The sequence below is a fragment of the Desulfosarcina widdelii genome (assembly GCF_009688965.1).
In the GTDB taxonomy this organism is placed as follows: domain Bacteria; phylum Desulfobacterota; class Desulfobacteria; order Desulfobacterales; family Desulfosarcinaceae; genus Desulfosarcina; species Desulfosarcina widdelii.
This window is the reverse complement of record NZ_AP021875.1, coordinates 1750836-1775802: the sequence shown is the minus strand read 5'-3', so window position 1 is coordinate 1775802 and position 24967 is coordinate 1750836. Positions and strand designations below refer to the sequence as shown.

Annotated in this window: 26 protein-coding genes and 1 riboswitch; of the genes, 14 read left to right on the top strand and 12 right to left on the bottom strand. The window is 51.8% G+C overall.

Annotation, left to right across the window (positions count from 1 at the left end; genetic code table 11):
• Window positions 1–342: 342 nt before the first annotated feature.
• Window positions 343–978 carry a DUF599 domain-containing protein gene (locus GN111_RS08245; RefSeq protein ID WP_155303300.1) on the top strand — a complete coding sequence of 212 codons (636 nt, stop codon included), beginning with the start codon at window positions 343–345 and terminating at the stop codon, window positions 976–978.
• 62 nt (window positions 979–1040) lie between these two features.
• Here the strand turns inward: GN111_RS08245 and GN111_RS08240 are convergent, their stop codons facing one another.
• Complete coding sequence (locus tag GN111_RS08240) at window positions 1041–1304, bottom strand: nickel-binding protein (RefSeq protein WP_155303299.1); 264 nt, start codon at window positions 1302–1304, stop codon at window positions 1041–1043.
• Window positions 1305–1781: 477 nt separating this feature from the next.
• Here GN111_RS08240 and GN111_RS08235 point away from each other — a divergent pair, with 477 nt between their 5' ends.
• On the top strand, window positions 1782–2897 hold the full coding sequence (locus GN111_RS08235; protein ID WP_155301902.1) for an IS110 family RNA-guided transposase: 1116 nt from the start codon (window positions 1782–1784) through the stop codon (window positions 2895–2897).
• Between the two features lie 511 nt (window positions 2898–3408).
• Here GN111_RS08235 and GN111_RS08230 read toward each other — a convergent pair.
• Window positions 3409–4017: a methyltransferase family protein gene (locus GN111_RS08230; protein WP_155303298.1), complete on the bottom strand. Its 609-nt coding sequence runs from the start codon at window positions 4015–4017 to the stop codon at window positions 3409–3411.
• 156 nt (window positions 4018–4173) lie between these two features.
• A complete protein-coding gene (locus GN111_RS08225) occupies window positions 4174–4857 on the bottom strand; it encodes an MBL fold metallo-hydrolase (RefSeq protein WP_155303297.1) in 684 nt (227 codons plus the stop codon).
• Window positions 4858–4989: 132 nt separating this feature from the next.
• Between GN111_RS08225 and GN111_RS08220 the strand changes: the two genes are divergently transcribed.
• On the top strand, window positions 4990–5535 hold the full coding sequence (locus tag GN111_RS08220) for a DUF4136 domain-containing protein (RefSeq protein ID WP_155303296.1): 546 nt from the start codon (window positions 4990–4992) through the stop codon (window positions 5533–5535).
• A gap of 43 nt (window positions 5536–5578) precedes the next feature.
• Here GN111_RS08220 and GN111_RS08215 read toward each other — a convergent pair whose 3' ends face one another.
• Window positions 5579–7705, bottom strand: a complete 2127-nt coding sequence (locus tag GN111_RS08215) for a 6-phosphofructokinase (protein WP_155303295.1) — start codon at window positions 7703–7705, stop codon at window positions 5579–5581.
• Between the two features lie 647 nt (window positions 7706–8352).
• On the opposite strand from GN111_RS08215, the gene GN111_RS08210 reads away from it, so the two are divergent.
• The 4 genes from GN111_RS08210 to GN111_RS08195 all read left to right on the top strand — a co-directional run bounded on the left by GN111_RS08210 (window position 8353) and on the right by GN111_RS08195 (window position 11999).
• Window positions 8353–9063, top strand: coding sequence for a glutamine amidotransferase (locus GN111_RS08210; protein WP_155303294.1), 711 nt, complete (start codon window positions 8353–8355; stop codon window positions 9061–9063).
• A gap of 230 nt (window positions 9064–9293) precedes the next feature.
• On the top strand, window positions 9294–10118 hold the full coding sequence (locus GN111_RS08205; protein ID WP_155303293.1) for a transporter substrate-binding domain-containing protein: 825 nt from the start codon (window positions 9294–9296) through the stop codon (window positions 10116–10118).
• A gap of 142 nt (window positions 10119–10260) precedes the next feature.
• Window positions 10261–11271 (top strand): amino acid ABC transporter permease, encoded by a 1011-nt coding sequence (locus GN111_RS08200; RefSeq protein ID WP_155303292.1) that lies wholly within the window; start codon window positions 10261–10263, stop codon window positions 11269–11271.
• Window positions 11268–11999: an amino acid ABC transporter ATP-binding protein gene (locus GN111_RS08195; protein ID WP_155303291.1), complete on the top strand. Its 732-nt coding sequence runs from the start codon at window positions 11268–11270 to the stop codon at window positions 11997–11999. Before GN111_RS08200 ends, GN111_RS08195 begins: the two co-directional genes overlap by 4 nt.
• On the opposite strand, the gene GN111_RS08190 is transcribed toward GN111_RS08195, so the two are convergent.
• The 6 genes from GN111_RS08190 to GN111_RS08165 all read right to left on the bottom strand — a co-directional run bounded on the left by GN111_RS08190 (window position 11983) and on the right by GN111_RS08165 (window position 16985).
• A complete protein-coding gene (locus GN111_RS08190; RefSeq protein ID WP_155303290.1) occupies window positions 11983–12879 on the bottom strand; it encodes an alpha/beta hydrolase in 897 nt (298 codons plus the stop codon). The genes GN111_RS08195 and GN111_RS08190 overlap by 17 nt on opposite strands.
• Window positions 12880–13024: 145 nt before the next feature.
• Entirely contained in the window at window positions 13025–14155 is a 1131-nt protein-coding gene (locus GN111_RS08185; protein WP_155303289.1) for a linear amide C-N hydrolase, read from the bottom strand.
• A gap of 25 nt (window positions 14156–14180) precedes the next feature.
• Window positions 14181–14585, bottom strand: a complete 405-nt coding sequence (locus GN111_RS08180) for a hypothetical protein (RefSeq protein ID WP_155303288.1) — start codon at window positions 14583–14585, stop codon at window positions 14181–14183.
• Window positions 14586–15352: 767 nt separating this feature from the next.
• Window positions 15353–16045, bottom strand: a complete 693-nt coding sequence (locus tag GN111_RS08175; protein WP_155303287.1) for a DnaJ domain-containing protein — start codon at window positions 16043–16045, stop codon at window positions 15353–15355.
• Window positions 16046–16090: 45 nt separating this feature from the next.
• The gene (locus GN111_RS08170; protein WP_155303286.1) at window positions 16091–16267 is read right to left on the bottom strand and encodes a hypothetical protein; all 177 of its coding nucleotides are present in this window, start codon (window positions 16265–16267) and stop codon (window positions 16091–16093) included.
• 85 nt (window positions 16268–16352) lie between these two features.
• Complete coding sequence (locus tag GN111_RS08165; RefSeq protein ID WP_155303285.1) at window positions 16353–16985, bottom strand: hypothetical protein; 633 nt, start codon at window positions 16983–16985, stop codon at window positions 16353–16355.
• A gap of 253 nt (window positions 16986–17238) precedes the next feature.
• On the opposite strand from GN111_RS08165, the gene GN111_RS08160 reads away from it, so the two are divergent.
• The 3 genes from GN111_RS08160 to GN111_RS08150 all read left to right on the top strand — a co-directional run bounded on the left by GN111_RS08160 (window position 17239) and on the right by GN111_RS08150 (window position 18770).
• Window positions 17239–17805, top strand: a complete 567-nt coding sequence (locus tag GN111_RS08160; RefSeq protein ID WP_155303284.1) for an Hsp20/alpha crystallin family protein — start codon at window positions 17239–17241, stop codon at window positions 17803–17805.
• Between the two features lie 69 nt (window positions 17806–17874).
• The gene (locus tag GN111_RS08155) at window positions 17875–18336 is read left to right on the top strand and encodes an Hsp20/alpha crystallin family protein (RefSeq protein ID WP_155303283.1); all 462 of its coding nucleotides are present in this window, start codon (window positions 17875–17877) and stop codon (window positions 18334–18336) included.
• A gap of 29 nt (window positions 18337–18365) precedes the next feature.
• Window positions 18366–18770: an Hsp20/alpha crystallin family protein gene (locus GN111_RS08150; RefSeq protein WP_155303282.1), complete on the top strand. Its 405-nt coding sequence runs from the start codon at window positions 18366–18368 to the stop codon at window positions 18768–18770.
• A 73-nt stretch (window positions 18771–18843) separates the two neighbouring features.
• Here the strand turns inward: GN111_RS08150 and GN111_RS08145 are convergent, their stop codons facing one another.
• Together GN111_RS08145 and GN111_RS08140 are read right to left on the bottom strand one after the other, a co-directional pair.
• Window positions 18844–20361: a phytoene desaturase family protein gene (locus GN111_RS08145; RefSeq protein ID WP_155303281.1), complete on the bottom strand. Its 1518-nt coding sequence runs from the start codon at window positions 20359–20361 to the stop codon at window positions 18844–18846.
• 98 nt (window positions 20362–20459) lie between these two features.
• Window positions 20460–20576: riboswitch (cyclic di-GMP riboswitch) on the bottom strand.
• 178 nt (window positions 20577–20754) lie between these two features.
• On the bottom strand, window positions 20755–21639 hold the full coding sequence (locus GN111_RS08140; RefSeq protein WP_155303280.1) for an AraC family transcriptional regulator: 885 nt from the start codon (window positions 21637–21639) through the stop codon (window positions 20755–20757).
• A 177-nt stretch (window positions 21640–21816) separates the two neighbouring features.
• Between GN111_RS08140 and GN111_RS08135 the strand changes: the two genes are divergently transcribed.
• The 4 genes from GN111_RS08135 to GN111_RS08120 are packed head-to-tail and all read left to right on the top strand — an operon-like array spanning window position 21817 to window position 24647.
• Window positions 21817–22479 carry a carboxymuconolactone decarboxylase family protein gene (locus GN111_RS08135; protein ID WP_155303279.1) on the top strand — a complete coding sequence of 221 codons (663 nt, stop codon included), beginning with the start codon at window positions 21817–21819 and terminating at the stop codon, window positions 22477–22479.
• Window positions 22476–22964 carry a flavodoxin gene (locus tag GN111_RS08130; protein ID WP_155303278.1) on the top strand — a complete coding sequence of 163 codons (489 nt, stop codon included), beginning with the start codon at window positions 22476–22478 and terminating at the stop codon, window positions 22962–22964. Before GN111_RS08135 ends, GN111_RS08130 begins: the two co-directional genes overlap by 4 nt.
• A gap of 43 nt (window positions 22965–23007) precedes the next feature.
• Entirely contained in the window at window positions 23008–23466 is a 459-nt protein-coding gene (locus GN111_RS08125) for a cupin domain-containing protein (protein ID WP_155303277.1), read from the top strand.
• 14 nt (window positions 23467–23480) lie between these two features.
• Window positions 23481–24647: an iron-containing alcohol dehydrogenase gene (locus tag GN111_RS08120; RefSeq protein WP_155303276.1), complete on the top strand. Its 1167-nt coding sequence runs from the start codon at window positions 23481–23483 to the stop codon at window positions 24645–24647.
• The last annotated feature ends 320 nt before the right edge of the window (window positions 24648–24967 follow it).

Below are 24967 nucleotides of genomic sequence, written 5' to 3'. Positions count from 1 at the left end.
CAGCTCGATCCCGATTTCGATAGCGATTTTGTCTGGCAGGGCTATCGGACCAATCTGGCCGCCACATGGCAGGCGTATTGTTTCGCGATGATAGCGATGCGGCACACGCTGCAAACATCTCCACATCGAAATCGGAATCGTTATTGGGTGCGTAATTGTCACTGAATCCCCTCTTTTCACCTTTACTCCAAAGCCAACATGTTGTCGGGGTGTATCGCCTTGTCGGCAGGCTTTGCATTGAACCGGCAACGCCAACATGCTAAAAGAGGTGAGCATATGTGTTGCGCGCCTGTCTGTCGGCAAACCGGCCGACCCGCACCTTTTCTCCCCCTTTGAGGGACCATGAACCGTTACGAAGCCATTTTAGTGGGCATCTCCATTATGGTGGTTTGCTTGTACCATCTTCACTTATACATCAAAGTGAAGCGCAGCCCCGAAACCACCGCCGTTGGAATGACCAACCTGATGCGGCAGCAATGGGTCGAAACCATCATGGCTGAGCGCCGGGACATCCTCGCCGTTCAGACCCTGAGGAACCATGTGATGGCCTCCAGCCTGCTGGCCTCCACGGCGATCCTGATCGCGCTGGGAATTGTCAACACGGTGTTGCGCCCAGCTGGCTTCCAGGAGATCTCCCATGCGCTAAACATTGTCGGCACCCGTAGCGAAACCTTGTGGGTGGCCAAGCTGATGCTGCTGGCGGTGGACTTTTTTCTGGGCTTTTTCAATTTCACCCTGGCCATCCGCTATTTCAACCACGCCGGCTTCGGGTTGGGGCTTCCCGACCAGCATGTCGGCGTGGCCAGCCATGAGTTCGTGGTTGAGGTGGTCAATCACGCCAGCCTGCATTATACGATTGGCATGCGCTGCTACTACCTGGCCATTCCCCTGGGGTTGTGGATCTTCGGCCCGACCTGGATGCTCGCGGGGGCGCTCATTCTCGTTCCGGTGCTTTACCGGCTCGATCGAACGGTATAGTACAAATTACAAAGGCCGCACCGCTATGCGATACGACCTTTGGTAAGCCTGATACTTTCGAATTACAGCAGTTTGTCTACGGCGATGATTTCGTCGTAAGAGCCACCAGCGCTGTCGATGAATTTTTTAACCGCTTGTGCGTCCGGCGCTTCCCAATCGCAGATTCCCGTGCCCTCTTCGTTGACATAGAGTCCGTTGAATTTGACCTGCGGATTTTCTTCCAGATACTTACCCAACGCCCCACCGAGTGTTTTTTTGAACTCGTCTGTCACGGCGGATGGGGGAACTTTGCCTTTGTCGTATCTCATCACCAACACTTTCGCCATTTTTTTCCTCCTTTTTTGTAGTGAGAAAAGCTGCTGCAATGGAACATGGCTGGTTAAAACCTTTTATTGCGCATATACACATAATTTGGGTGGTTGTCAATTGTTCGGCGGCGGAAATGGGAAAGGCAGCGGCAGCGGGCTACGGATCGAGAATGAAATCCGTTCCTTTGCGTTTGAAGACGTCCTCTTTTAGCCAATAGTCGAAGGTTCTGCCGGGGACGCAGCCGTATGGTCAGTCTTCAAGACATAATGGTTGACAGTTTAGACCGAGCAACACGGTGAATCTATGAGAGCAACCCGCGAAAATCCATCATGACCTCCGACGAGCATTTTTAGGGGCCCATTCTCGGCCATGATGATTTTCGCTGGACTCCGCAGCAATCCCGGATAAAAAAACCTGCCATCCTTGCAAACGTGGGTTATGTTGGATGTCGTCTGATAAACCCCAACACAGAGCCAAAATCAAGGAGGCAGGTCATGACAAAGCATAACACATTTATCGGTATGGACGTCCATAAAAATTCCATTGATATCGCAATTGCTGACGAAGGCCGTAAAGGACAAGTGCGTCATTATGGCAAAATCGATGGCACTCTTTCCACCTTGGACAAGGTCGTTCGCAAACTGGTCAGCACGGGCAACCGACTACACTTTGTGTACGAAGCCGGTCCTTGTGGCTATCAGATCTATCGCCATCTTTCCGATCAGGGATTCGATTGTGATGTGGTCGCACCATCCAGGATTCCCAAGCCCAGTGGAAACCAAATCAAAAATGATCGTCGCGATGCTCTGATGCTGGCCCGTCTGCATCGTTCCGGCAACCTTACCGCTGTCTACGTTCCCCGTGCCGAAGACGAAGCCATCAGGGATTTGACCCGAGCCAGGGAAGATGTAAAAAATGACGAGAAAAGAAGTAAACATCGTCTGCTATCTTTCCTCCTTCGCAGTGGGATCCGCTATACGGGTGGATCGCCGTGGAGCATAGCCCATATGCGCTGGCTGTCTGACATCAAGATGCCTCATCAGTCCCAACAGGTCGTCCTGCAAGAGTATATCGGCACCGTGAATCAATGCAAAGAACGCGCACAACGATTGACCGAACAAATCCAACAGCTACTGCCCGAATGGCAGCTGTACCCAATTGTTCAGGCACTTCAGAGCATGCGCGGTGTCTCAACAATTGTGGCGGCCACGACCGTTGCCGAGATCGGCGACCTGAAACGGTTCCAAACACCAAGCGAACTGATGAGCTATCTGGGTCTGGTGCCGTCGGAGCACTCCAGTGGTCCAAAAACAAAGCGCGGTCCGATTACCAAAGCTGGAAATGGACATGTCCGCCGTGTCCTGACCGAGGCAGCCTGGGCATATCGGCTGCCGGCCCGGGTCAGCCGGGCATTGCTCAAACGACAAGAAGGCCTGCCAGAATCCGTCTGTGATATTTCGTGGAAGGCGCAACTCCGGCTTTGCTCTCGCTACCGTCGACTATGGAACAAAGGAAAAGCGAAACAAGTTGTCGTAACGGCCATTGCACGGGAACTATGCGGATTCATGTGGGCAATCGCAAATGAAATTGAAGTACCGGCAAACAACTAACCCAAACAGATAATCAAAGAACAACTGGCAACAATCTAACGGAGATCATTTAACAAACAAATCCAACAACGTTCCAGGGCAGTTACAGGGGCGCAACCACGGTCAGGAGAACCCTCGAGGGCACTATTGGATAGGTCGTTTGGCCGAACTCCCGAATCAAGACCGAGGCAGCTCCACGACGAAGCTATGTCATGCGGTATCCAATCCGCGAATATCAGAGTGATCAACCGTCGCAACTCTGGTTCCGCTCCTTTGAGTGCCCTGGAACATAGCACTGACAAGGACCGCTGAAAAACAGTTGGCAGGGAGTTATTTTTTCTCTTGACAACTGTCAACCATATCAGTGCCCGGGAAAAAAGAAGATGCGGTACCCTGTGAACGTTTACAGTATTTTTATGGAGACAAAGGCGATTAATATCACCAACACCCAAGCTCCGGAAATACACCACAGAGCATTTTTAGAATTATCTCCGAAATTTTTGTGGTTGATTTGAAGGCCCGCCATCATGGTTTAATAAAGTGTCCACAAAGAGGACAATACGCCGATTTCCCTCAACCCCTCAATCACTTCAAGCACCCCTACGATCCAAACGAACCATAATGCACTGAAAATGTGGTTACGGTACACAGCAGGTTTTACAACATACTCTTCTGGTTCAGAAAAAGTGGAAAGTCGTGGAAAAAAAGTAGAAACTTTTTTCGAGTACCGCTCAAATACTGAACCAAAGAGTTGTTGAAGCCTTCTTTCCTCACTTTTGATAACAAATGGATAATAGAGCGCGAATAGGAAAATAAACACGATTGGAAAAGTAAATGTTTCCGTAGCGCACCCAATCCCAATCACCCCTATCATGCTGAAAAAATAAAGAGGATTGCGGCAAATTGAGTATGGCCCATCTGTCACTAATTTGTCATCTTTGTAGCCGGCAATATACAAAGAACACCACATTCTGCCCAACGAGGCAATTCCAACAAGAATCATACCCATAAGGAACAAAAAGAAGGTTATTGTTTCGTTTTTTGTTTCCCACACACTTTTTGTGGTGAAAATGAAAAATAGAACAGCGGCAGCCGCAATACGGGATAAGATGATTCGATATCTTTCAGATTTCGAGTGCATTTTTTGTTAATTCCAGATTTTAAAGGAATAGAAAGAGGCTTCAACCTCATTTTTAAATTTATTCGGCGGTGGCTAACACTGATAATCTGCAATGTCACGTGATATTTTGATAATGTAGCGTTGTAATACCTTCAACCGGTTTTCATTTTTGTCAATCTAAGGATCAAGAATGAAATCCGTGATGTAGGGGTTTTCCTGCTTCTCTTTACCCAATGTTGTCGGTGCTTCTACTCGGGGTATTGACGTATCGATATTGTAATCGTGTCCCGGCCAGATGCAGGTGTTGTCGGGAAGATCCAAAAGCTTGGTCTCGATGCTGTGGATCAGTTGCTCCAGCGATCCGCCCTTCAGATCGGTCCGACCGACGTCGCCCACAAAAAGGGTATCACCGGTGAACAGGTGGTCGTCCACTAGAAAACAGCATGATCCCGGGGTGTGTCCCGGTGTGTGCAGTACCCGAATCTCGGCCTCCCCCAGTACGATTCGTTCTTCATCGGAAAACATGTGGTCCGCTGTGGTGTCGACGGTGAGTCCGGTCTGTTGCTCGAGTTCGGTGACGCCTGGTGCGTCGGTATACAGACCGCTGTCTTCCGCGTGCATCCAGACCAGTACGTCCAGTTCTTCCTTCAGGGCCGCATTGGCCAGCACGTGGTCCGGATGGCCATGGGTGTTGAGAATCATACGGGGCGTTCCCTTTTCCCGGGCAAGGGCAGCGACAATGGCCGTCGGGTCGCCGGCCGGATCGATAATGGCGCAGTCGCCGGTCTTTCGACAGGCCAGGATATAGGTGAACACCTGAAAGGGTCCCAGGGGCAAGGCGATGATCTTGATGGCGTCCATAATCGTCTTCTCCAGCTTCCGGTTCGATCAGTGGGTTGATCTAAATGGAGCGATCACCTCGCCCTCACGTTGCAATCGAATCCGTTTTGCATTATTTTAAATTTACCCGTGAAGAGACAGGGGGAGGACGAGATGAGAGCGTTTTCGATTGTCATTGTACTGTTTTTGCTTTCCGCTTGCACCAATGTCCAGGTCAGCCAGGATTACGATCCCTTATCGGATCTTTCGCGATACGGCACCTGGCAGTGGCGTGAAGCGGTTCAGCCACAGGCCGGGGATATTCGCATTGACAATCCCTTGCTGGACCAGCGAATCCGTACCGCAGTGAGCAATAACCTGGAAAACCGGGGAATTTCCCGTACCAGCGAAAGGCCGGAGATTTATTTGAGCTATCGTCTGGGTGTCGAGCGAAAGATCGAAAGCGACACCACTCACACCACGATAGGCTACGGGGGGTACTACCATCCCTGGTACGGTGGCATCGGCACCGAAACCAGTATCCGACAATACGACGAAAGCCGCCTGACCATCGACATTCATAAGGCCGATACCGGACAATTGTTGTGGCGGGGCGTGGGCACCTACCGGTTCAGAACCTATAAAACCCCCCAGGATGCCGCCGCCGCGATGCAGAAAATCGTGGACAAGATACTGATCCAGTTCCCCCCAGCCAACTAAACAACCGGGCAGCTATAGGAGCGTTTCTATAAGAAATTCCCTCCTATCCGGCCGTCTCATTTTCCGGTTCAACAAGATTTTTTGCCATGGCGTTGAGTAGCAGCGTGATGGGGCGGTCTTCCTCGCTGCTGCCGGTAAACCGGATCGGGCCGGGATGCCGGTAGTGGTCTCCGTCGGCGGCAGCGGCAAGCCACTTCTCACGAAAGGCCTTGACGACCCTGAAGGCCGGAGCCTTGACGTCCACCACACTTTTCTCCAGCACCAGTTCCAGTTTGCCCTTGCGCTCCTCAAGGTGCATCAGCGGCGCGATGGGGATGCCGATGGGGCGCCAGCGGGCAAAATCCTGCTCCAGATTCAATATGGCGGCCATCTGCCCGGTGGCGCCGTTGGCGATCAGGCTGAACACGGTCTGCCCCAGATTGTAGGTGTAGATGCAGTCGAACCGCGTGGGGTCGCTTCCCCGTCCGTCATAGCCGTAAAAATGGGTCTGGGTTTTGAACTTGGGAACCGACTGCTCGTAAATGGTCTCGATGGGCGCCGGCACGGAATCCTCGTCGCCTAAAATGTCGGCCTTGACCAATGCCGCTTTCAGGGTTTTTTTGGAAATAATGGTTTGCCTGATCATCAGGTATTGGGCCTGCTTCCAGTTTTCGAAAAGGATCGGACCGTATAGTTCGGGATCCAGACCGCCTTTTTCCAACGTTTTGGTGAACTGGGCTTCCTCGATGCCGACCTTGTAGCGGCCCTTCTCCTTGAGAAGACCGAGGTAGTCCTTGACCAGGTCCAGCAACACCTTTTCCGTCTTGACCTGGGAGAACTGGAAGTTGCCGTGGCTGTCCCGCTCGGTGAGCAGGCCTTCCTGGAAAAAGGCGGGAATGTCATTGAACAGTTCGTCGTCGCGGGCATTCCATACATTGTAGGAGATGTCCTTGCGGATTCCCCGCACCAGCCGGCGCAGGTATTCGAGTTTATCCTCAAGGGTGAGAAAAGCGGTGTGGAAATCCCGGTCGTGCAGTTTGTTGTAATCGGCAATGATGGTGTTGAGTTTGATGATGAAGGTCTGGATCTCGTTGATGAACTCCAGAACGCCTTCGGGAACCACCAGCACACCGTAATTTTTTCCCACGGCGGCCCGGTCCATGATGGCGTCGCAGACCACCCGGGAAAGATGCCGTAAGGTCATGCCATATGCGGTGTAGTCCACCACGCCCTGTTCGGCGGCTTTTTCCAGTCTGGCGTTATCCACGTAGTCGGCGAGATCCTCGCCGATCAGGGTCATGTTGGCGTGGGTCTGCAGGGCCACCTCCAGTGCCAGGTGGCTGGCGACCCGCCCCATGACCTTGCAGACATGCCAGTATTTTACATCGGAGCTGGCATCGGTGCACAGGTTGGCGATGGCCTGGGAAAAGGCGCGCGCGGCGGTGTGGAACCCGAAAGACATGGCGCACAGCACCTTGCCGTTGGCGTCGCGGACCTGGATGTCGCCATCGATGGTCTTGGGCACGCCAATCACCTGAATGCCGTCGTCGAACATCTCCTGGGCCAGGAAAGCGGCGTTGGTGTTGGAGTCGTCTCCGCCCACCACTACCAGGGCGTTCAGTCCCAGACGCTTGCAGGTTTCCCGGGAGAAGTCCATTTTCTCGCGGTTGTCGATTTTGGTGCGGCCGGTCTTGATCATGGTGAAACCGCCCACATTGCGGTAGCGGTCCACTAGTTCCCGGGTCAGTTCAACGCAGTCTCCGTTGATGATGCCGTCGGGTCCCATCAGAAATCCGAATATTTTCGTTTGGGGGTTGGCCCGCTTGGCTGAATCGAAGAGCCCGGCAATTACATTGTGTCCGCCGGGGGCAGGGCCGCCGGAAAAGACGATGCCGATATTGCGCGGCTGCCTGTAGTTCTCCTTTTCCCCATCCTTCAGGTCGTCACTCCCTTTGACCCGCTGGACGGTGTTGCCGATGATGTGGGCAAGCTGTCGTTTGGCCTCCTTGTCAATCTCGAAACGGTATTGGTCGTCCGTCTCCAGGAGGGTGAAGGGCTGCCGGAAAACCTCGCATGCCGGAGGCTGATAGGCAATTCTCTCTTTCAGTTCCAGGTTGTCGTCGGCGACGGCGTCGGCAACCGTCGGGTGTCCGAGCATTTTATCAAGGCGGATATTGGATGGTAACGGCATTCAGCCCTCCTGAGCAGGTGATCGATGTGTTGAAAAGATAGGGTTCCTTTAAGAATGACGAACGCGTAAAAAGTACTCACTTTCATTTTTTCGTCATTCCGGCGGAGGCCGGAATCCAGTCTTTTCAATATTTTCTGGATGCCGGATCGAGTCCGGCATGACGAGCCTGGGACTTTTTACGAATCCGTCAAGAATAAGGAAACGATTTGTCTGTTTTCATATCTTTCGGATGCGCCTTTAGTCAAGGCCGTTGTCGTGTGCTGCGAGGTATAAGCCGCTGTATAGAATTTTGAAAATAAAGTAAAAAAAACGTTTCCTGGATCGATGGGAGGATGTTTCGATCATCGGGGGTATCCATATTGTTGACTTGACGTAGCGTAGGGGCGCGGTTTATCCGCGCCCGGTTAGAAAAGGCGGAGATAAACCCCAAAGGAGGGATAAACCTCAAAGGCGGGGATAAACCCCGCCACTACACCGATGCAACATACAGAAAAGCGGTTTCGAAATTCGTATCGATACAGGCGTGCCTGCGAAAAGCAGAAAATAAATCCAAATGCGGTTGTCCTGTCCGATCGCCAGGCGGTTATTGACAACACCCAAACGAATCGATACTGACAGTGGCTTTAATCAAAGGATTTGCTTTGCCCATGAAACCCATCCTGATTGTCAAGACCGGCGGCACCTATCCCGACATGGCGGCCCGCTTCGGCGACTTCGAAGACTGGTTCCTCCGGCGCCTGGACCAGGCATCGCGACCCATCCATATTGTTTGCCCCCAGGCCGGGGAAGAATTGCCGCCGCTGGCGTCGCTGGGCGGTGTGATCATTACCGGCAGCCACGACATGGTTACCGAAAAACATCCCTGGAGCGAAAGGACCGCCCTTTGGGTCAAGGACGCCGTGGACCGAAAGATCCCGGTGCTGGGGGTCTGTTACGGGCATCAACTGCTGGCCCACGCACTGGGCGGTGTGGTGGGAGACAACCCGAATGGAAAAGAGTTCGGCACGGTGCCGGTTCGACTGAGCGGGCGGGCCAAGGCAGACCGGCTGTTCCAGGGGCTGCCGGACGTTTTCGACGCCCAGGCCTGCCACACCCAGAGCGTTGTACAGCTGCCGGTCGGCGCGACCCTTCTGGCCTCCTCCGAGATGGATCCGCATCACGCCTTTTCCGTGGGAGAGTGCGCCTGGGGCGTTCAGTTTCATCCCGAATTCAATGCCGAGGTGCTGCGCTGTTACATCCGGCGGTTTACCGACGATCTTGCGGCCCAGGGAAGCGAGGTCAGCGGCCTGCTGGAGGGTGCCCGGGAGACGCCGATCAGCGAAGGGCTGCTGCGCCGCTTTCAGCGAGTGTGCCGATAGGGTGCTGCGGCAGGGATGCGGAGGCAAACAATCAATACTTTACTTTGTGCGTAACTTATTGTAAAAGTTAGTTGTCTTTTTGGTCCTCGGTTTTCTGAGGAACGGCAAATCCCATTTTAAATGGCCGAAGTGAAATTTATTCCGACGTTTTAGATGTTGTAACGCCACGGTGGAACCGGCCGCAGAGGAGCGGTCTTGCTCTGTTTAATCTATCAAGGAGGAGAACACGTATGAAAAGAGGTTTATTTACCGCATTGGCAATTGTCGCCGCAGTAGCCTTTTGCATGGGGACGGCTTTGGGGGCGGATATCGAGCTGGCCAAAAAATCCCATATTCAGAAGATCCTGGAAAGAGGCGAGTTGCGGGTTGGTTTCGAATCCGGATACATGCCCTTTGAAATGACAAACAAAAAAGGCGAATTTATCGGCTTCGACATGGACTTCGGACGGCGCATGGCCAAAGCCATGGGCGTCAAGTTCGTTCCCGTGAACACTGCCTGGGACGGCATCATTCCCGCCCTGGTCACCGACAAATTCGACATCATCATGGGCGGCATGACCATTACCCAGGAGAGAAACCTGAAAGTCAATTTTTCCGATCCATACATCGTCGTGGGACAGGCCATCCTCCTCAACAACAAATACGAGGGCACGGTCAAATCCTACAAGGATCTCAACGACCCCAAATACATCCTTACCTCCCGTATGGGCACCACCGGTGAGCAGGCCATCAAACGCATGATTCCCAAGGCCACCTACAAAGGCTTCGAGTCCGAAGCCGAGGCCGGCATGGAAGTGATCAACGGCAAGGCCGCCGCGCTGGTCTACGACCTGCCTTTCATCGGCATCCTCTATTCCAGCCAGGGAAAGGGCAAGACCGTATTCCTGGACAAGCCGTTCACCTATGAGCCGCTGGCATGGGCCATTAACCAGGGTGATCCCGATTTCCTCAACTGGCTGAACAATTTTCTCAGGCAGTGCAAGGGAGATGGTTTCTACGACAAGGTCTACAGCAAATGGATTTTGAGCGCCGACTGGAAAAAAGAACTCCAATAATATCCTGACGACGATCGATCGGTGATCATGATCCACACACAGGCCGGCCGGTAAACCACGGCCGGCCTGTGTCGTCCGGACCGGATCGCTTGGTCCCATTTTTTTCTACGACCGGTACCCCCGGCAGGAAGAAGATCTGAACATGAGTGAAGAAAACAGTCAGCGCATAACAGGAAGGCCCGCCAACTACAACCGCTGGGTCATGATTTTCTGTTTCGGTGTTCTGGTTTTTCTGGGCCTGTTTTATTATGCCTCCCAGAAGATCGCATATAACTGGCGGTGGAACCGGACCCCCATCTACTTTGCCTACCAGGACGATATCGATGTCACCTCTACCGTCGACGGGGAGGTGTCTTCCATCGTAAAGGATGGCAAAAAGGCGATCATCACCGTCAAGGGACTCGACGAGGAGGAGGATTACACCGCACCGGCCGGCAGCGTGAAGGTGAGCGAAGGCGAATTCATCTCCCCGGGCGACACCCTGGCCAGCTACAAGAAATGGAAAGCCGGCCTTTTGATGATCGGTTTGTGGATCACGCTGCAGATCAGTGTGATGGCCACGATATTCGGCGTGATCCTCGGCGTCATCAGCGGATTGATGCGCATCTCCGACAACCCGGCCCTGCGATGGACGTCCATTGTTTATGTGGAACTGATCCGGGGGTCGCCGCTGATGGTACAGATCCTGATCTGGTACTTCGTGTTGGGGACGTTGATCAACGACCTGCTTGCGTCCTACGGCATCGGACAGATCCCGGCCTTCTGGTACGGGGTCGCCTCTCTGGCCTGCTTTGCCGGCGCCTACGTTTCGGAAATCGTGCGGGCGGGCATCCAGTCCATTCACCGTGGACAGACCGAAGCGGCCCGCAGCCTGGGTATGAGCTATGGTCAGTCCATGCGCTACATCATTTTGCCCCAGGCCATGCGCCGCATCCTGCCGCCCCTTGCCGGACAGTTCATCAGTCTGATCAAGGATTCCTCGCTTTTGGGCATTATCGCCATCCGCGAGTTGACCAAGGCGGCCCGGGAAGCGGTTACGGCGACACTCCAGCCCTTTGAAGTCTATATTCTTCTGGGCTTGTTGTACCTGGTGCTCACCTTTACCCTTTCCATGTACGTGCAATATCTTGAGAGAAGGATGGCCACATCGTGATACAGGCAAAAAATGTATATAAGACCTTTTACGCTCCCCACGAAATCAATGCCCTGGTCGATGTTACCGCAAGTATCAAGGCCGGTGAAGTGGTGGTGGTGATCGGCCCCTCGGGATCCGGCAAGAGTACTTTTCTGCGGTGTCTCAACAGGCTGGAGCAAGCCACCAGCGGACATATTTTCATCGACGGCATCGATATCCTGGATCAGCGCACCGATATCAACAAGGTGCGGGCCGAGGTGGGCATGGTGTTCCAGTCCTTCAACCTGTTCCCCCACAAGAGCGTGCTGGAAAACGTGACGCTGGCCCAAAAAGTAGTTCGCAAGCGCAAAAGCGACGCCTCCCATGAAAAAGCCATGGCCCTTCTGGAAAAGGTCGGCATCAGCGACAAGATCAATGTCTACCCGGATCAACTCTCCGGCGGTCAGCAGCAGCGGGTGGCCATCGCCCGTGCCCTGGCCATGGATCCCAAGGTAATGCTGTTCGACGAGCCGACATCGGCCCTGGATCCTGAGATGATCGGGGAGGTGCTGGACGTCATGAAAACTTTGGCCAAGGAAGGCATGACCATGGTGGTGGTGACCCACGAAATGGGCTTTGCCCGCGAGGTGGCTGACCGTGTAATCTTCATGGATGCCGGGGCCATCGTGGAAGAAGGCACCCCGGAGCATTTTTTCACCAATCCCACCCACGACCGGACCAAGCTGTTTCTCAGTCAGATCTTGTAGTGTGTCTGGTGGGCGATGAGGTATCCAGACCGATGGATTCCATCACCCTGAACAAAACCTGCTGACGGTTGCCGGAGCGATTTGCTGACGAACCGAAAAACGCCCACTGACGGTCGAAGCTGTCGATGTGCGAGCCGGTCGTCTCAATCAGATAGCGAGGCTCCGAGGCGGCCTCGTACAGCTTGCGAGCCTGGCTGAACGGAACGTAATCGTCTTCCATGCTGTGAATGATGACGACCGGCGCGCGAACCTGTTTCAGTTTGCGGCCGTTTTCGAAATGATACTTCAGCAGTCTGGTTGTCGGAAGAAACCAGTATTGTCTACGGGCAACGGTATCCAGGGAGAGGAAAGTCGATTCCAGAACCAAAGCAGCAATTTTTTTGCCCCTGGCGATCTCGCTCGCCACAGCCCCGCCCAAAGATCGCCCCCAAACGATGATATCCTCCTGATCGATCCGTTTTTCGTCAACCAGGTAGTTCCAGGCCGTCTGCCCGTCCGTATAGATATGCTGCTCCTGTTTGATCCTGCCCGTACTCTTCCCATATCCCCGGTAGTCGATCAAAAGGGCGTTGACGCCCATCTCCTTGAACGTCTCTATCCGGAAGATTTTCTGGCTGATGTTGGTACCGTTGGCCTGAAAATAGAGGACGGTTTTCTTCGCATCACCGGTTTGCAGCCACCAGGCATACAATCGCTGCCCGTCGGGGGTGGCCAGAAATCGTTCATCGATTTCCAGATGCCGGGGTGGCGACAACGAGGGACCCCGGGACTGGAAAATTGCGTAGCTTTGGGAGAAGTGGGCGGCCATTACGACTACGGGATAAGCGGCCAGGGAAAAAATGATGATGGTGACGATGTCCTTTTTTATCCCTTTATGCACATCCAACCTCTTTGGGCTTCAGATCGAATCCATAGGCCTTACGGTAATTGGCCGCCGTTTTATCTCTGCTACGGTCATCGTATCCCAGTTGGCGATAAACGTGGACAAGTAGTGCATACCAGCTTGAAACAGGCGATTATTTCATTCATTGCTCACAGCCAAACGTATCCGGATAATCGGCAAGGATATCCAACTGCCTGGCAGAATATCTCGGGAAAAAGACGGTTTTGGTGAAGGCGGCTTCAATCAATTCCCGATTGGCCTGCCGCGTATAGTCGACGAATTTCCCCGATACATCCCCGGAAAGGGTAGCGGTTACGTTGAGTACTTTAACAGGCGTTTTGCATGAAAAGTCAAATGCATCCAACCGGATGCTGCGCATCTCCGGATTGCCATGGGTTTTGAAGTGGATGAGCCGGTTTTTCTGGTCGTAGACGATGCTCCATCGCGTGTTGCTTTGATATGGAATGCCCTTCCACTCCCGGTCTATGCTCCAACTGACGCTTTTTAGGATCTTGAAGGCATAGTCGACGGGTGCTGCCGAAGTCTCCGGATTGTATTCTTCGACCATTTTAGCGGCGCGAATGAATCGCTCGATGGATTTGTACATGTCCGGCTCAGGGATCGTATCTTTCTTCAGGTAGTCCAGTGAGTGCGAATAGGTGTTGTTGGTTAAGGCACGATAGGGCAATGTCTCGCCTGTGTGACAGACCATTTTTCCGTCCAGATATTCGATAGTGGCGCAATTGCCTTGCCTGTCGCTGATGATGAAATGGGTGTGAATTCCCTTTTGTGGCCTGATTCTCAGTGTGGCATCACTGTCGATCACTTCTTTGACAGTCGCAAAATTATCGAGTTGGTACTGACGCCACTGCCCGGCCAGAAGGGATTCCCTGTCATCCGGTTCCGGATATTTTCGGTTCGGTGTGTTGCAGAAAAGTCCCATGGATTCGACGACAAGACCGGCTTCGTTCATCCCACCCGGACCCAACTCCCGACCGTATTGAGTGAACGTAATGCTGCCGTATTTTGAAGTCCAGGCTGCCGGTGTATCGAGCCCGGAGTTTTCCGCGGTGGGTTGATACCCGGTTTTTGAGACTCCACGCTTGTTGACGATAACCAAACCGTTTTCCACCATCCAATCGTAATTTTTACCGACAAGCACCTGGCCTGCATGTTTGAGCTGAAAAGTCGTGCACGCCCTGGCGTCGACCTGAATAATAGCGATCAACAGGCAGAGAGCGATTTGTGAGCATCTCAATAACCGAATTTTCATTTTATGCCTCCTTTGTAATGCTTCATCACTCTTCCGGGTAAGACCTTACCGAACTTCCTATGGCGATGATCGTTCCGTCAGCATCCATCGCCTTGATCGTGATCTCATACCGGCCGGGTTTATAAACCGGGCAGGGCCCCTGGATCTTTTTAAAACGGTCCCTGGCGATGATCCTTTCTCCGGCGTAATGCATCTGCACGATCCCGTGGTCATGGCTGTAGGCATGATCGTACATGCTGATCTTTAGAGATTTGGTATCCCCCGGTACGCTGCCGATACGGATCTCCGGATTGCCCCAACCGCATGGCTTCAGGCCCTTCCAGGTGAATTCGACGGACATCTCGACCACATGCGGACTTATTTTTTCGCTTTCGCAACCGCAAAGAAAAAAGACCGCCATACTCAGCAAAGCGATATGGGTTTGCTTCATGACAACGCTCCAATGAAAAATGGAATTATCCCCGGTAAGCCGTTTTTTATAGCGATACTGGAGCTTGAATTCAGCGAATGGATCGATTGATGTCATCACGATCTGCCCGTGAAAATTTGCCCGCCTTGGGTGTTATTGGACAATTTGATTTAAAATCAGCGTTTAGCAGGCCGGTGTGCGCTTTGGGATTGGCGAGCCAGGGGTTTGCAGATACCTGCAACTGGAAAAATTTTATATCCATAGACAGTCGCGTTTAGACCGGAATTATTACCGGTAATGCCACCGATACGCTTTATGCTTTGACCGCAGGATGCAATTTTGTGTTTGTTTAACCAAATAAATCAAATGTACGTACTTTTGTCAATTAAAAGTACATTGTCTATGGATGGGGGATCAACTGCAAGCCGTGCAGCAGCATCCATCGTGATTGGATGCGACTGTTACCCAAAGCGTGAGACTTGTGGTACGTGAGCCGTACACCAGGTGGAGCAAAAAGGGGGATGCGAAGCGCCCTTTTCTTGCTTGAAAAGCCTGTTGTCAGGCATTGATGGCTTTTCTAAAGCAGGCGTGTCTCCTTTTTTGAAAAATATGCGAAACTCATGGTTTCGGGAATTTATTTGCGGTTTTGCTTCTCAAAAGGCGAAACCCTACTGGATTGCCGATCTGATTTTACCATTGGCCGCATCTTCGGCGTTAGACGTCGCGGCGCATAGCCGACCATAGCGCCACGACGCCTGCCTTGAATCTGCGGCAAGCTCGACAATCGCCTACAAGGGCTTACGCTCGACTATTCGAAAGATGATCGAAACTCGATGGTTTCGGATGCCGTATCGATCCAGCGGGATCATTACCTCATAGTTGTCTGGGATATCGGGGGCAAGTGAAATGGCTATGGGCATTTCTCCCGAGATCGATCCTTCCCCCGCGCACCTGCTGCACGCATAGACACCGATGCGGCCGTGCCCCTGGCATAAAGGACAGCGAGCTTTTACCGGTACAAAGATGTTGATGGTGCCACCACACCGTGCCTGCGCCCGGCTGACGGGTATTTCCATGGTCAATTTTCTTGTTCGTCCAAATCCGGGTGAAAGCAGGCTGGAAAAGTTGCTCCACATCCTATCAAAAAAGGGCTCAGGTGACGGTGCAAAGGTTTGAAAGGCTTGCATCGGTGCGATTTCTTCGGGCTTTATCGAACGGTTTTTGGGGATCAGCGGCTCTGGCTCGGGGTATGACTTTGGACCCTCTGGCACGGGCGATTTACGAATCTGTCTTTCGTACTGGCGCCGTCTTTCAGCATCTCCCAGAACATGATAGGCTTCCTGGATCTGCCTGAACAAATGGCTGCCGCCCTGATAACAGTCGGGGTGATAGGTCTTGGCCAGGCGTCGGTATGCAGCTTTGATCTCATCAGCGGTTGCCATGGAAGAGATGCCCAGTATGGCATAGTAACTTTTGGCCATTTGAAGACTCCTGGGTATTTCCACAATATAAGGAAAAAAGGGGCCTCAGTACCCTGGAATCTGATCCGGCCGGACCTGATCGAATTCGACGATATCCGTTGCTTCTCCAAAATCATGCAGCACCAGCGTTTTCTTCCAGGATTCCTGATTTTTAAATCCCGTTGTATCCTTCTCCGGCGGATGGATTCCAGCAAATACTTTTTCGTTTTCACAGCCATGCATTTCGCTTTCCCTCCCTAAGGTTTTTCGATTTCGTAAATCTATTCAAGCCCATCATTTCAACCAAGCCCATTCGTTCGATGTGTTTTCACTCGAAGTTCCGGTCGGTCTCTTTCAAAGCATCAAGAGAAAACTCGGATATGCGTTTTCCCTTGTCGATCCGTTTCTGAATATCGTCAACGGTCTTTCCATATGCATCCATCACCCTGCCAAGGGACTGATATAGCGAATCGTCTTCTCCCACCATTGCCCTGACATCATCCAAAAGCGCCTTGCCCTGTTTGAAATGCCCGGCGATTTGGGACAATGCCATGGTGCGCTTCCGCTGCCGGAGGCGCTCTTTTTCGAGAACCGGCAGCAGTCGCTGGATCGATTTTTCGATCAGGTCGTTCCGCGAAGTCGCGGCGTGTTTGGCAACTGTATCCAGTGCAGCTAAGGATCGCTGGCTGACGACAAAGGTCTTTTGAATCCGCTGTTCCTTAATCTTCGTGTCGGGCGGCCGCAATTCGGCAACGGCGTGCAGGGCATCCGTATCCTCCATCAGGTAATCAAACAGCGATTTTTGTTTTAACCCCAGTTGGGCGGCAATAATGCTCATCAGTTCGACCGCCGTCGGGTGAAGCCGAAACGTGGCCCGCACCGATTTTTTACCCAAAAGATCGGCAATCCCGGTGGACTGCAACGGCGCGTCGGTTTCCTTTTTTTTGATCGATTCGTCCATGTTGCACCGCCAGTTGCATTACTAAAATACAATTTTTGATATTCGTAATAAAATATAAAACCATTATTCTGAATTTCAAGATTTGGCCCAAGCCTGAAAGGTTCGCTAAGTCATGCAGGTTAACCTTTATCAATATGTCCTGAAAGAACATCTCACCAATGCTAAAAAATAAAATCGCCATCTTGACAATCAGAAATAAAAAATTACTATAAAATAAAAATAAAAAAGTAATGTATCGGAAAGGAGGTACGCCATGAGTATGAAAAAGTGGACACCCTGGAACTGGTTTAGAAAAGAAGAAGAGGATGCCGGCAAGTCCGTGCCGATCCAGCGGTCCTCGGCTGATGGTCGGCACCCGGTCCTTGGCGGATCGCTGGCCCGGTTCCATCAGGAGATCGACCGGCTTTTCGATCAGACGCTTCGCGGCTTCGAGTTGTCGCCATTCAGTTTCAACCGCCCGTTGCGGCCGCGCCTTAACGAAGGCATGCTTAAGCCGACTCTGGATCTGGGCGCCACGGACAAGGAATACACCGTTTGTGTGGAGGTGCCCTGCGTAAATGAAAGCGATGTCAAGGTTGAGATTGTCAACGATACATTGACCATCCGGGGTGAAAAGAAGCAGGAATCCGAGGAAAAAGAAAAGAACTACTATCGCATGGAACGCAGCTACGGATCTTTTCAGCGGGTATTGTCGCTGCCGGAAGATGCCGACCAGGATGGCATTTCGGCCGCCTTCAAGAAGGGTGTCCTGATGGTAACCATGCCCAGAAAGGCGACTCCGCAGGCGGATGTAAGACAAATCGAAATCCAGAGCGCCTAAACGTTATTGAGCAAACAATCAGGGGAACCTTGCCCTGCTACGGAAAACACCAAAAAAGGAGGATCAGCCATGTTTGCAAGAGGAATTTTGAATTATCCGACAATGGGTTGGCGTCATCCGTTCGCCGAACTGGAGCGTATGTCCCGCCAGATGGATCGCTTGACGCAGGGTCTGCTTGGCAGGCCGGGTCTGGGCTGGAGGCCTGCCAGCGTCTTTCCGGCCATCAATCTCACGGAAGATGCGGACAGTTATTATGTCCGGGCCGAGCTGCCGGGCATCAAGGCTGACGCTCTTGATATTCAGGCCGTCGGCCGGAAACTTACCATTTCGGGTGAGCGCACGATTGCCTCCGAAGGGGAAAACGTCAGATATCACCGCCGCGAACGCGAAGCCGGCAAGTTCTCCCGTACTATCGGAATGCCCGGCGATATCGACGCGAACAAGGTGGACGCCAAATTGGCCAACGGAATGCTGAAGGTAACCATTGCCAAAGCCGAGGCGGCCAAGCCGAAACAGATCACCATCCATTAATCCTGGATATTTGAAAGGAGGGACCAGCCATGAGCGATTCCAAAGAGCTTCAGGTAAAAGACAAACAGGAAGTGGCCGCACCAGCCGAGCAGACACGCCCCGGCGTGGTCTTTACGCCGGACGTGGATATCTTTGAAAACGATAAAGAGATCACGCTGCTGGCCGACATGCCCGGCGTGGCTTCCGAAGATATCGCCATCGACTTGAACGACAATGTGCTGAGCATTTCCGGAGAGGTCAAACCGTTTGAGGAAAAGGATGAATCGGACGTACTGATCGAGTTTGAAATCGGACGCTATTCCCGCCAGTTCACCCTTTCAGAGGTCATCGACCAGGGCAAGATCGAAGCCAAACACCAGGACGGGGTGCTGCGCCTGACCCTGCCCAAGGCGGAAAAGGCCGTTCCACGGCAAATCGCCGTAACAGCGGCTTAACAAGCAGCGATGTGGAGACCCGAGCAGATTGGTATCGGGTCTCCATTGTTTTGCAGATACTCATGCGGGAACATTATCTCGTATCCTTTAGAACTAAACGGGCAGCGTTTCTACCTGACAAGGCAACGGCAAATATTGAACCACCAGGGAACGTCCAGTGCCCCGCCTGGTAAAGGTTCTTTATCGGCGTTTTTTGACTTCGCAACTTACCCTTCGGGCCAGGGAACCAACCATAGCATGCGCCTTCACTATTCGAGGTGTAGCGCTCGAAGGTTAGAGGGGTAGCAATATCTTTGCATACGATGTGTTTTGAAAGCTGTGGGACGACCTCTTCTGCTGCGACGATTAATTTGCTGGCCAGGGCATCTTTAATCTCTGAATATTCCTTACCTCGCGTGCCGTTCATCTCTCTCTTCCAGTAATCCATATAATTGTAGGGAAATTGTGTCATAAGCTGAACGGTTGCCTTACCCGCAGGAGCGTGGGAAGGGTCACGGAGTGAATGCATCATTATCCAAAGCGAGCACTTCTCAGGATCACCGCCCCAGACATCATCGACATTATCGCTGCGATTATAAACGATTGACGTTCCGTCAAAGCCCATCGCTTTAAGGTCCATATCAACTCCCAGAGAGACCAGTAAGACGGGAGCCGAAAGGCGCTCATTGTTCAATTCCTTTACAAACTTCGAGGTCAGATATTTCTCGCCAATTAGCTGTAGAAAAGTCTGCCTGGCATCGACATTGGATACGACATACCGTGCATTGACCCTGCTGCCATCTCCGAGCTGCACACCAACCGCCTTGCCATTCTCAACCATGATTTTGGTAATCGTGGACTTTAAGGCCAATTCCCCGCCGTGCTTTTTCACACCATTGGAAAAAACATCCGCCAATGCCTGAGATCCTCCCCTGGGATATTGAAAAGCGGGGAAACCCACTACCTTCATTGGCTCCGTGGCGGCCCATCCTGGATCATAATGGTCGAGGGAGGCCAGAATCGCTCTCAACTTCGGCTCTTTGAAATACTTTTTAAGTGCCTCTCGATAAGATTGCCCGCCATACTTCTTGACGTTAGGAGACTTGAACAGAAATTTGATCATTACTCCTATTTTCCCTCCAATACCGAGCAAGTCGGGGGACGGCTCTGCCAATGCAAGTATTTCGCTTGTAACGGCTTTGCAATCTTGAAAAAACGTATCAATATTTTGGACATCACCTGGAAACATTTTCTTCAACTCTGCGGCCAGATCTTCGAGAGGTGTCAGAGGAAGATTATAATCGCTGCCAGCAATCCTGGAGGGAGGAGCAAGATCAACGAATTGCATTTCATCTTTAAGCCCCAATTCATCTAACAGCTTATCAAACATACCACCTCTTTCCGCTCCTACGAAAAAGTCAAATCCGACATTAAAGGTGAATCCGTTGCGAAGGAAAGATGTGCAGTAGCCGCCGGGTTTGGATTGCTGTTCGGCTATTAAAACGCTCATCCCCTCCTTTGCAAGGAAGGCACCGCACGTCAAACCACCGATGCCTGCGCCGATCACAACAACGTCGTATTGATTCTTCATTCCTTTGTTTTGCTGTGGCATTTTACTCCCTCCTTTATTCAGATTTCATAAGATCTTTTTGCCTGGTGCGCTAACAAAAAAAGCCGAACTGCTCCTCTAGTGACTTTGACGATGTCACTGTCGGCAGCCCGGCTGTCTCAGGTTAACCCAAGTTCAGGAATATCAGCGACGCAACGGGATTATTGAGACCCGTGGTTTTCCGTCCCGATTTTGCAATGGGTTTGGCTTTTAGGAATAATAGGTTGAACAAATAAAGTTAACAACAGTTTTGGGATAGTGTCAATTATTCAAATAAATACCCTTAAAAGGTTAAGCTCTCAGTTGGACCTCTATGAATTTCGAAATATTCTTTAGACGAATTGGCACGAGGTGGGTTTGCTATATAGATGCTCCTGCAGCAAAATCTATTTCACGTCATGCAGCGCGCACTTCTCTCATCATCTCTGCCGGGCTTTGACCAAAATAGCGCTTGAATTCACGACTGAACTGGGATGAGCTTTCGTATCCTACCTTGTCGGCGGCAATGTAGGCCTTCAAGTTCTCCTGCATCATCAGATCCCTGGCTCTGGCCAGGCGGATTTTTTTCAGATACTGCATGGGGGAATCCGATGTGATCTCTTTAAAAGCCCGGTGAAATGCCGAGGCGCTCATGCGTGCTTTGCCGGCCAGTTTTTCCACGTCGAGTTTCCCGGCATACTCGTCCTGCATGACTTTCAATACGCGCGCCACCTGGGAAAACGTGCCGCTGTGCATGGCCAGTGAATAAAGGAGTGGAGCCTGAGTGCCGCAAAGCGCCCGGTAAAGAATTTCCCGAACCAGGCCCGGACCCAGGATTTCGGCTTCCACCTCTGACTGAAGGCACTTGACCAGCCTTGCTGTCGCATCCGCCATATCGTCGTCCATGACGGCCGGACCAATCCCGCGGGGCAGTCCCTTTTCACGGTGATTTTCGATTTCCAGTTCCAGCCCCAATCGGCCGATCAAGTCATTCAACTGGGCCATGTCGATATCGATAAACAGGCCGCGCAAAGGCTTCTCGGGGCTTGCAAAGGCCTCGCATTCAAAGGGCATGGTCACGGTGGTGACCAGGTAATGGTTGGCATCATACTGAAACGTCCGGCCACCCAGGTAGCCGGTTTTCTGACCCTGGGCAATGATGCAGATCCCCGGATCATAGATCAGCGGCTGTCGGGGGAGAGGCTTGGTTTCTTTGAAAAGACGAACCCCTTTGAGCCCCGATTCGAAAAGTCCGTCGTTGATTTCCGGAAAGTTCTGTAGCAGTTCCACCAGTTTTGACATGAAACGTTCCTCCTTCTATTTAAGCATAAATTAGACAACAATTAAGCTTTCAATCAACCAAAAACACACCCGGAAGCAGAAACAGGCAAAATTTAGACAGAAACAGGCATTTAAAGCCAATTCGTGGAGACGTATATTCAGTATGGGGTTAAACGCATAACATTGGAGGCACACACAATGGAGACAAAACTCAATACGAAACAGCGAGCGATCGTCCCCATCGCCGCATTTACAGCCAGCGGAAATCTGGACAAACTGAAAGCGAGTATTGAAAAAGGGCTCGATGCCGGTCTGACCGTGAATGAAATCAAGGAAATTCTCGTTCAGATTTACGCTTATGCCGGTTTTCCCAGAAGCCTGAATGCCATCGGCACGTTCATGGCTGTATTGGATGCCCGCAAGGAAAAAGGATGCAAGGACGAGGTGGGCAAAGAAGCGAGCCCCTTGCCGGCCGACAAAAGCAGCCTTGAGTTCGGCACGGAAAATCAAACGAAACTGGTGGGACAGGCGGTCACAGGCCCTCTATTCGATTTTGCCCCGGCCATTGACCGGTTTCTCAAGGCCCATCTTTTCGGCGACATTTTTCAGCGCGACTTGCTCGACTGGAGTGAACGCGAATTGGCAACCATTGCTGCTCTGGCAAACATTAAAGGCGTCAACAGCCAGCTCCAGTCGCATTATGCCATAAGCCTGAACAATGGAATAACCCCGGAACAGCTCCATGATTTCCTGACGGTTCTTGACGCCTGTTGCGGTCCTGAGGTTGCGCTTAACGCCAAAGGGGTCCTTGAACAGGTTTTGGAGGCTCAAAATAAGGTGAAAGGGAAAAAACGACAGTGAAAAACGATATTCTGATTGCCTATTATTCCTGGTCCGGAAACACCAAAAAAATCGCCGAAATGATAAAGCAGGAAACCGGCGGAACGTTATTTGAGATCGAACCTGTCCCGCCGTACACCACAGACTACAGGGCTGCGGTGGAACAGGCCAGGGAGGAAATCCGGTCGGGCTTCCGGCCGGATCTGAAAGCCATGCCGGATATGACGTCTTATTCAGTCGTGTTCCTGGGAACCCCGATCTGGTGCAGCACCATGGCGCCACCGCTGGCCTCTTTTGTTGACCGCTTGGATCTGGAAAACAAGACCGTCATCTCGTTTCACACCCATGGCGGCGGCGGGGGCGGTTCCTTCGAGAAGGATATCGCAGCATTGTGCCCGAACGCGACTGTCAAACAAGGATTCGGTGCTTACAACAGGGGAGACGGCCTTACCCCGGCAGCCATCCGCGACTGGTTGAGGACCATGGGATTATCTTCCAGGAAATAAAACAACATCGTTAAAAAAACTATTGGTTACCCAAGGAGGTATTATGTGTTCATTAAAAAACAATTCCGATACGTCAACAGCATCAAGAACCCAGGCGGACGCCCCGTTTACCGGGGAAGGCATTTTCCCGAAAGGGGAACTGAATGAAGCGTTCGCCCGTTATTTTACAGGGACAAGTTATTTGAACATGCTTTCCCTGGAAGGCGTGATCATCGGCAACGTAACCTTTGAGCCGGGCTGCCGCAACTTCTGGCATGTCCATCACAAAGGGGGCCAAATCCTTTTGGTGACCGGCGGGCGCGGTTGGTATCAGGAAGCAGGAAAACCGGCCAGAGAACTCCGCGCAGGAGATGTCGTCAATATCCCGCCGGAAACCAGGCACTGGCACGGGGCCGCCAAAGACAGCTGGTTTGCCCATGTGGCCGTGGAAGTACCTTCTGAGGGCGGATCTAACGAATGGCTGGAACCGGTTTCGGACGAGGAATACAATCAACTTAAATAAAAAAGGATATGACCATGAAATTAGATTTTACCTACTATAATCCGACGACCATTCATTTTGGGAAAGAATCGTTATCCAACCTTAAAGGAGAATTGGAACAGTATGGAGAGACGGTTCTTCTGGTTTACGGAAAGACAGCCATCAAGAAAAACGGGATCTATGACAACGTTATCGCTACCCTGAATGAAGCGGGAAAAAAGGTTGTCGAACTCTCCGGTGTTATGCCCAACCCCACATACAGCAAAATGCTGGAAGGCTGCGAACTGGTCCGCAAGAATGATGTCAGCCTTATCTTGGCCGTTGGGGGTGGTTCCGTCATCGACTGTGCCAAAGGCATCTCTGTTTCCGCCTATTGCGACGACGATCCGTTTACAAAGTACTGGCTTCAATTCCAGCCGGTGGATAACAAAACGGTTCCTGTCGCATCCATTCTTACGATGGTTGGAACAGGCTCCGAGATGAACGGCGGCTCGGTGATTACCAATGAAGAGACAAAAATAAAGGCCGGCAGAGTTTTTCCTGCTGATATATACCCAAAATTTTCTATTCTCAATCCTGAGTACACCTATACGGTGTCTCGGTACCAGATGGTCAGCGGTGTGTTTGATACCATGTCCCACCTGATGGAGCAGTACTTCACCGGGGATGATTGCAATACAACCGACTATCTCATCGAGGCGCTGCTTCGTTCCTCAATCGACAATGCCCGTGCGGCATTGAAAGATCCGGAAGATTATGAAGCGCGCAGCAACATCATGTGGAATGCAACCCTTGCATTAAATACAATGACCGGACTGTCCAAAGCACAGGACTGGCAGGTTCACATGATCGAGCACCAGCTCGGCGCGTATACGGACTGTGCGCACGGTATGGGGCTTGCTGCAGTCTCCCTTCCTTATTACAGGCACATTTACCCCCATGGCGTTGATAAATTCGCGCGTTTTGCAACTGAGGTGTGGGGAATTGCCGCTAAAGGAAAATCAAAAGAAGCGATTGCCAAAGAGGGTATCGATGCACTCGAGGCATTCTGTAAAGAGTGTGGAATCGTGACGTCGCTTAAAGCGCTTGGAGCAACGGAAGAAATGCTTCCGAAGATTGCCGAGTCTACATTTATTCTGGAAGGCGGATATAAAAAGCTTACTACTGAAGAAATATTGAAAATCTTGAAAGAGTGCTTCTAAAGCCAAAAGAAGGGTTGCAGGCTTCTACCTGCAACCCTTCTTCTCTCCGTTGTTTCGGTTCAGTCATCATTTGTTTGTGCAAAAACCATTTCTACGATTCCCACGAAACAATATCATACTACAGATGAGCGCGATGGCGTTTGTGGCGACGCCAAGGACACTGCCATGGCCTGGACGATCCTTGTTGTCGATGACGAAAAACGCAACCAACTTCTCAAGCGGTTCTTAACGGGTTACGGTTGCGATGTCTGCAGGTGAAAACGCAAACACGGTAGTGTTTCCATTACTATTCTCACCGCCCGGGGGATAAGATGGACAAG

Coding starts and splice junctions, on each gene's coding strand:
- GN111_RS08245 (WP_155303300.1), top strand. CDS start 343: ATGAACCGTTACGAAGCCATTTTAGTGGGCATCTCCATTATGGTGGTT.
- GN111_RS08240 (WP_155303299.1), bottom strand. CDS start 1,304: ATGGCGAAAGTGTTGGTGATGAGATACGACAAAGGCAAAGTTCCCCCA.
- GN111_RS08235 (WP_155301902.1), top strand. CDS start 1,782: ATGACAAAGCATAACACATTTATCGGTATGGACGTCCATAAAAATTCC.
- GN111_RS08230 (WP_155303298.1), bottom strand. CDS start 4,017: ATGCACTCGAAATCTGAAAGATATCGAATCATCTTATCCCGTATTGCG.
- GN111_RS08225 (WP_155303297.1), bottom strand. CDS start 4,857: ATGGACGCCATCAAGATCATCGCCTTGCCCCTGGGACCCTTTCAGGTG.
- GN111_RS08220 (WP_155303296.1), top strand. CDS start 4,990: ATGAGAGCGTTTTCGATTGTCATTGTACTGTTTTTGCTTTCCGCTTGC.
- GN111_RS08215 (WP_155303295.1), bottom strand. CDS start 7,705: ATGCCGTTACCATCCAATATCCGCCTTGATAAAATGCTCGGACACCCG.
- GN111_RS08210 (WP_155303294.1), top strand. CDS start 8,353: ATGAAACCCATCCTGATTGTCAAGACCGGCGGCACCTATCCCGACATG.
- GN111_RS08205 (WP_155303293.1), top strand. CDS start 9,294: ATGAAAAGAGGTTTATTTACCGCATTGGCAATTGTCGCCGCAGTAGCC.
- GN111_RS08200 (WP_155303292.1), top strand. CDS start 10,261: ATGAGTGAAGAAAACAGTCAGCGCATAACAGGAAGGCCCGCCAACTAC.
- GN111_RS08185 (WP_155303289.1), bottom strand. CDS start 14,155: ATGAAAATTCGGTTATTGAGATGCTCACAAATCGCTCTCTGCCTGTTG.
- GN111_RS08180 (WP_155303288.1), bottom strand. CDS start 14,585: ATGAAGCAAACCCATATCGCTTTGCTGAGTATGGCGGTCTTTTTTCTT.
- GN111_RS08175 (WP_155303287.1), bottom strand. CDS start 16,045: ATGGCCAAAAGTTACTATGCCATACTGGGCATCTCTTCCATGGCAACC.
- GN111_RS08170 (WP_155303286.1), bottom strand. CDS start 16,267: ATGCATGGCTGTGAAAACGAAAAAGTATTTGCTGGAATCCATCCGCCG.
- GN111_RS08165 (WP_155303285.1), bottom strand. CDS start 16,985: ATGGACGAATCGATCAAAAAAAAGGAAACCGACGCGCCGTTGCAGTCC.
- GN111_RS08160 (WP_155303284.1), top strand. CDS start 17,239: ATGAGTATGAAAAAGTGGACACCCTGGAACTGGTTTAGAAAAGAAGAA.
- GN111_RS08155 (WP_155303283.1), top strand. CDS start 17,875: ATGTTTGCAAGAGGAATTTTGAATTATCCGACAATGGGTTGGCGTCAT.
- GN111_RS08150 (WP_155303282.1), top strand. CDS start 18,366: ATGAGCGATTCCAAAGAGCTTCAGGTAAAAGACAAACAGGAAGTGGCC.
- GN111_RS08145 (WP_155303281.1), bottom strand. CDS start 20,361: ATGCCACAGCAAAACAAAGGAATGAAGAATCAATACGACGTTGTTGTG.
- GN111_RS08140 (WP_155303280.1), bottom strand. CDS start 21,639: ATGTCAAAACTGGTGGAACTGCTACAGAACTTTCCGGAAATCAACGAC.
- GN111_RS08135 (WP_155303279.1), top strand. CDS start 21,817: ATGGAGACAAAACTCAATACGAAACAGCGAGCGATCGTCCCCATCGCC.
- GN111_RS08125 (WP_155303277.1), top strand. CDS start 23,008: ATGTGTTCATTAAAAAACAATTCCGATACGTCAACAGCATCAAGAACC.
- GN111_RS08120 (WP_155303276.1), top strand. CDS start 23,481: ATGAAATTAGATTTTACCTACTATAATCCGACGACCATTCATTTTGGG.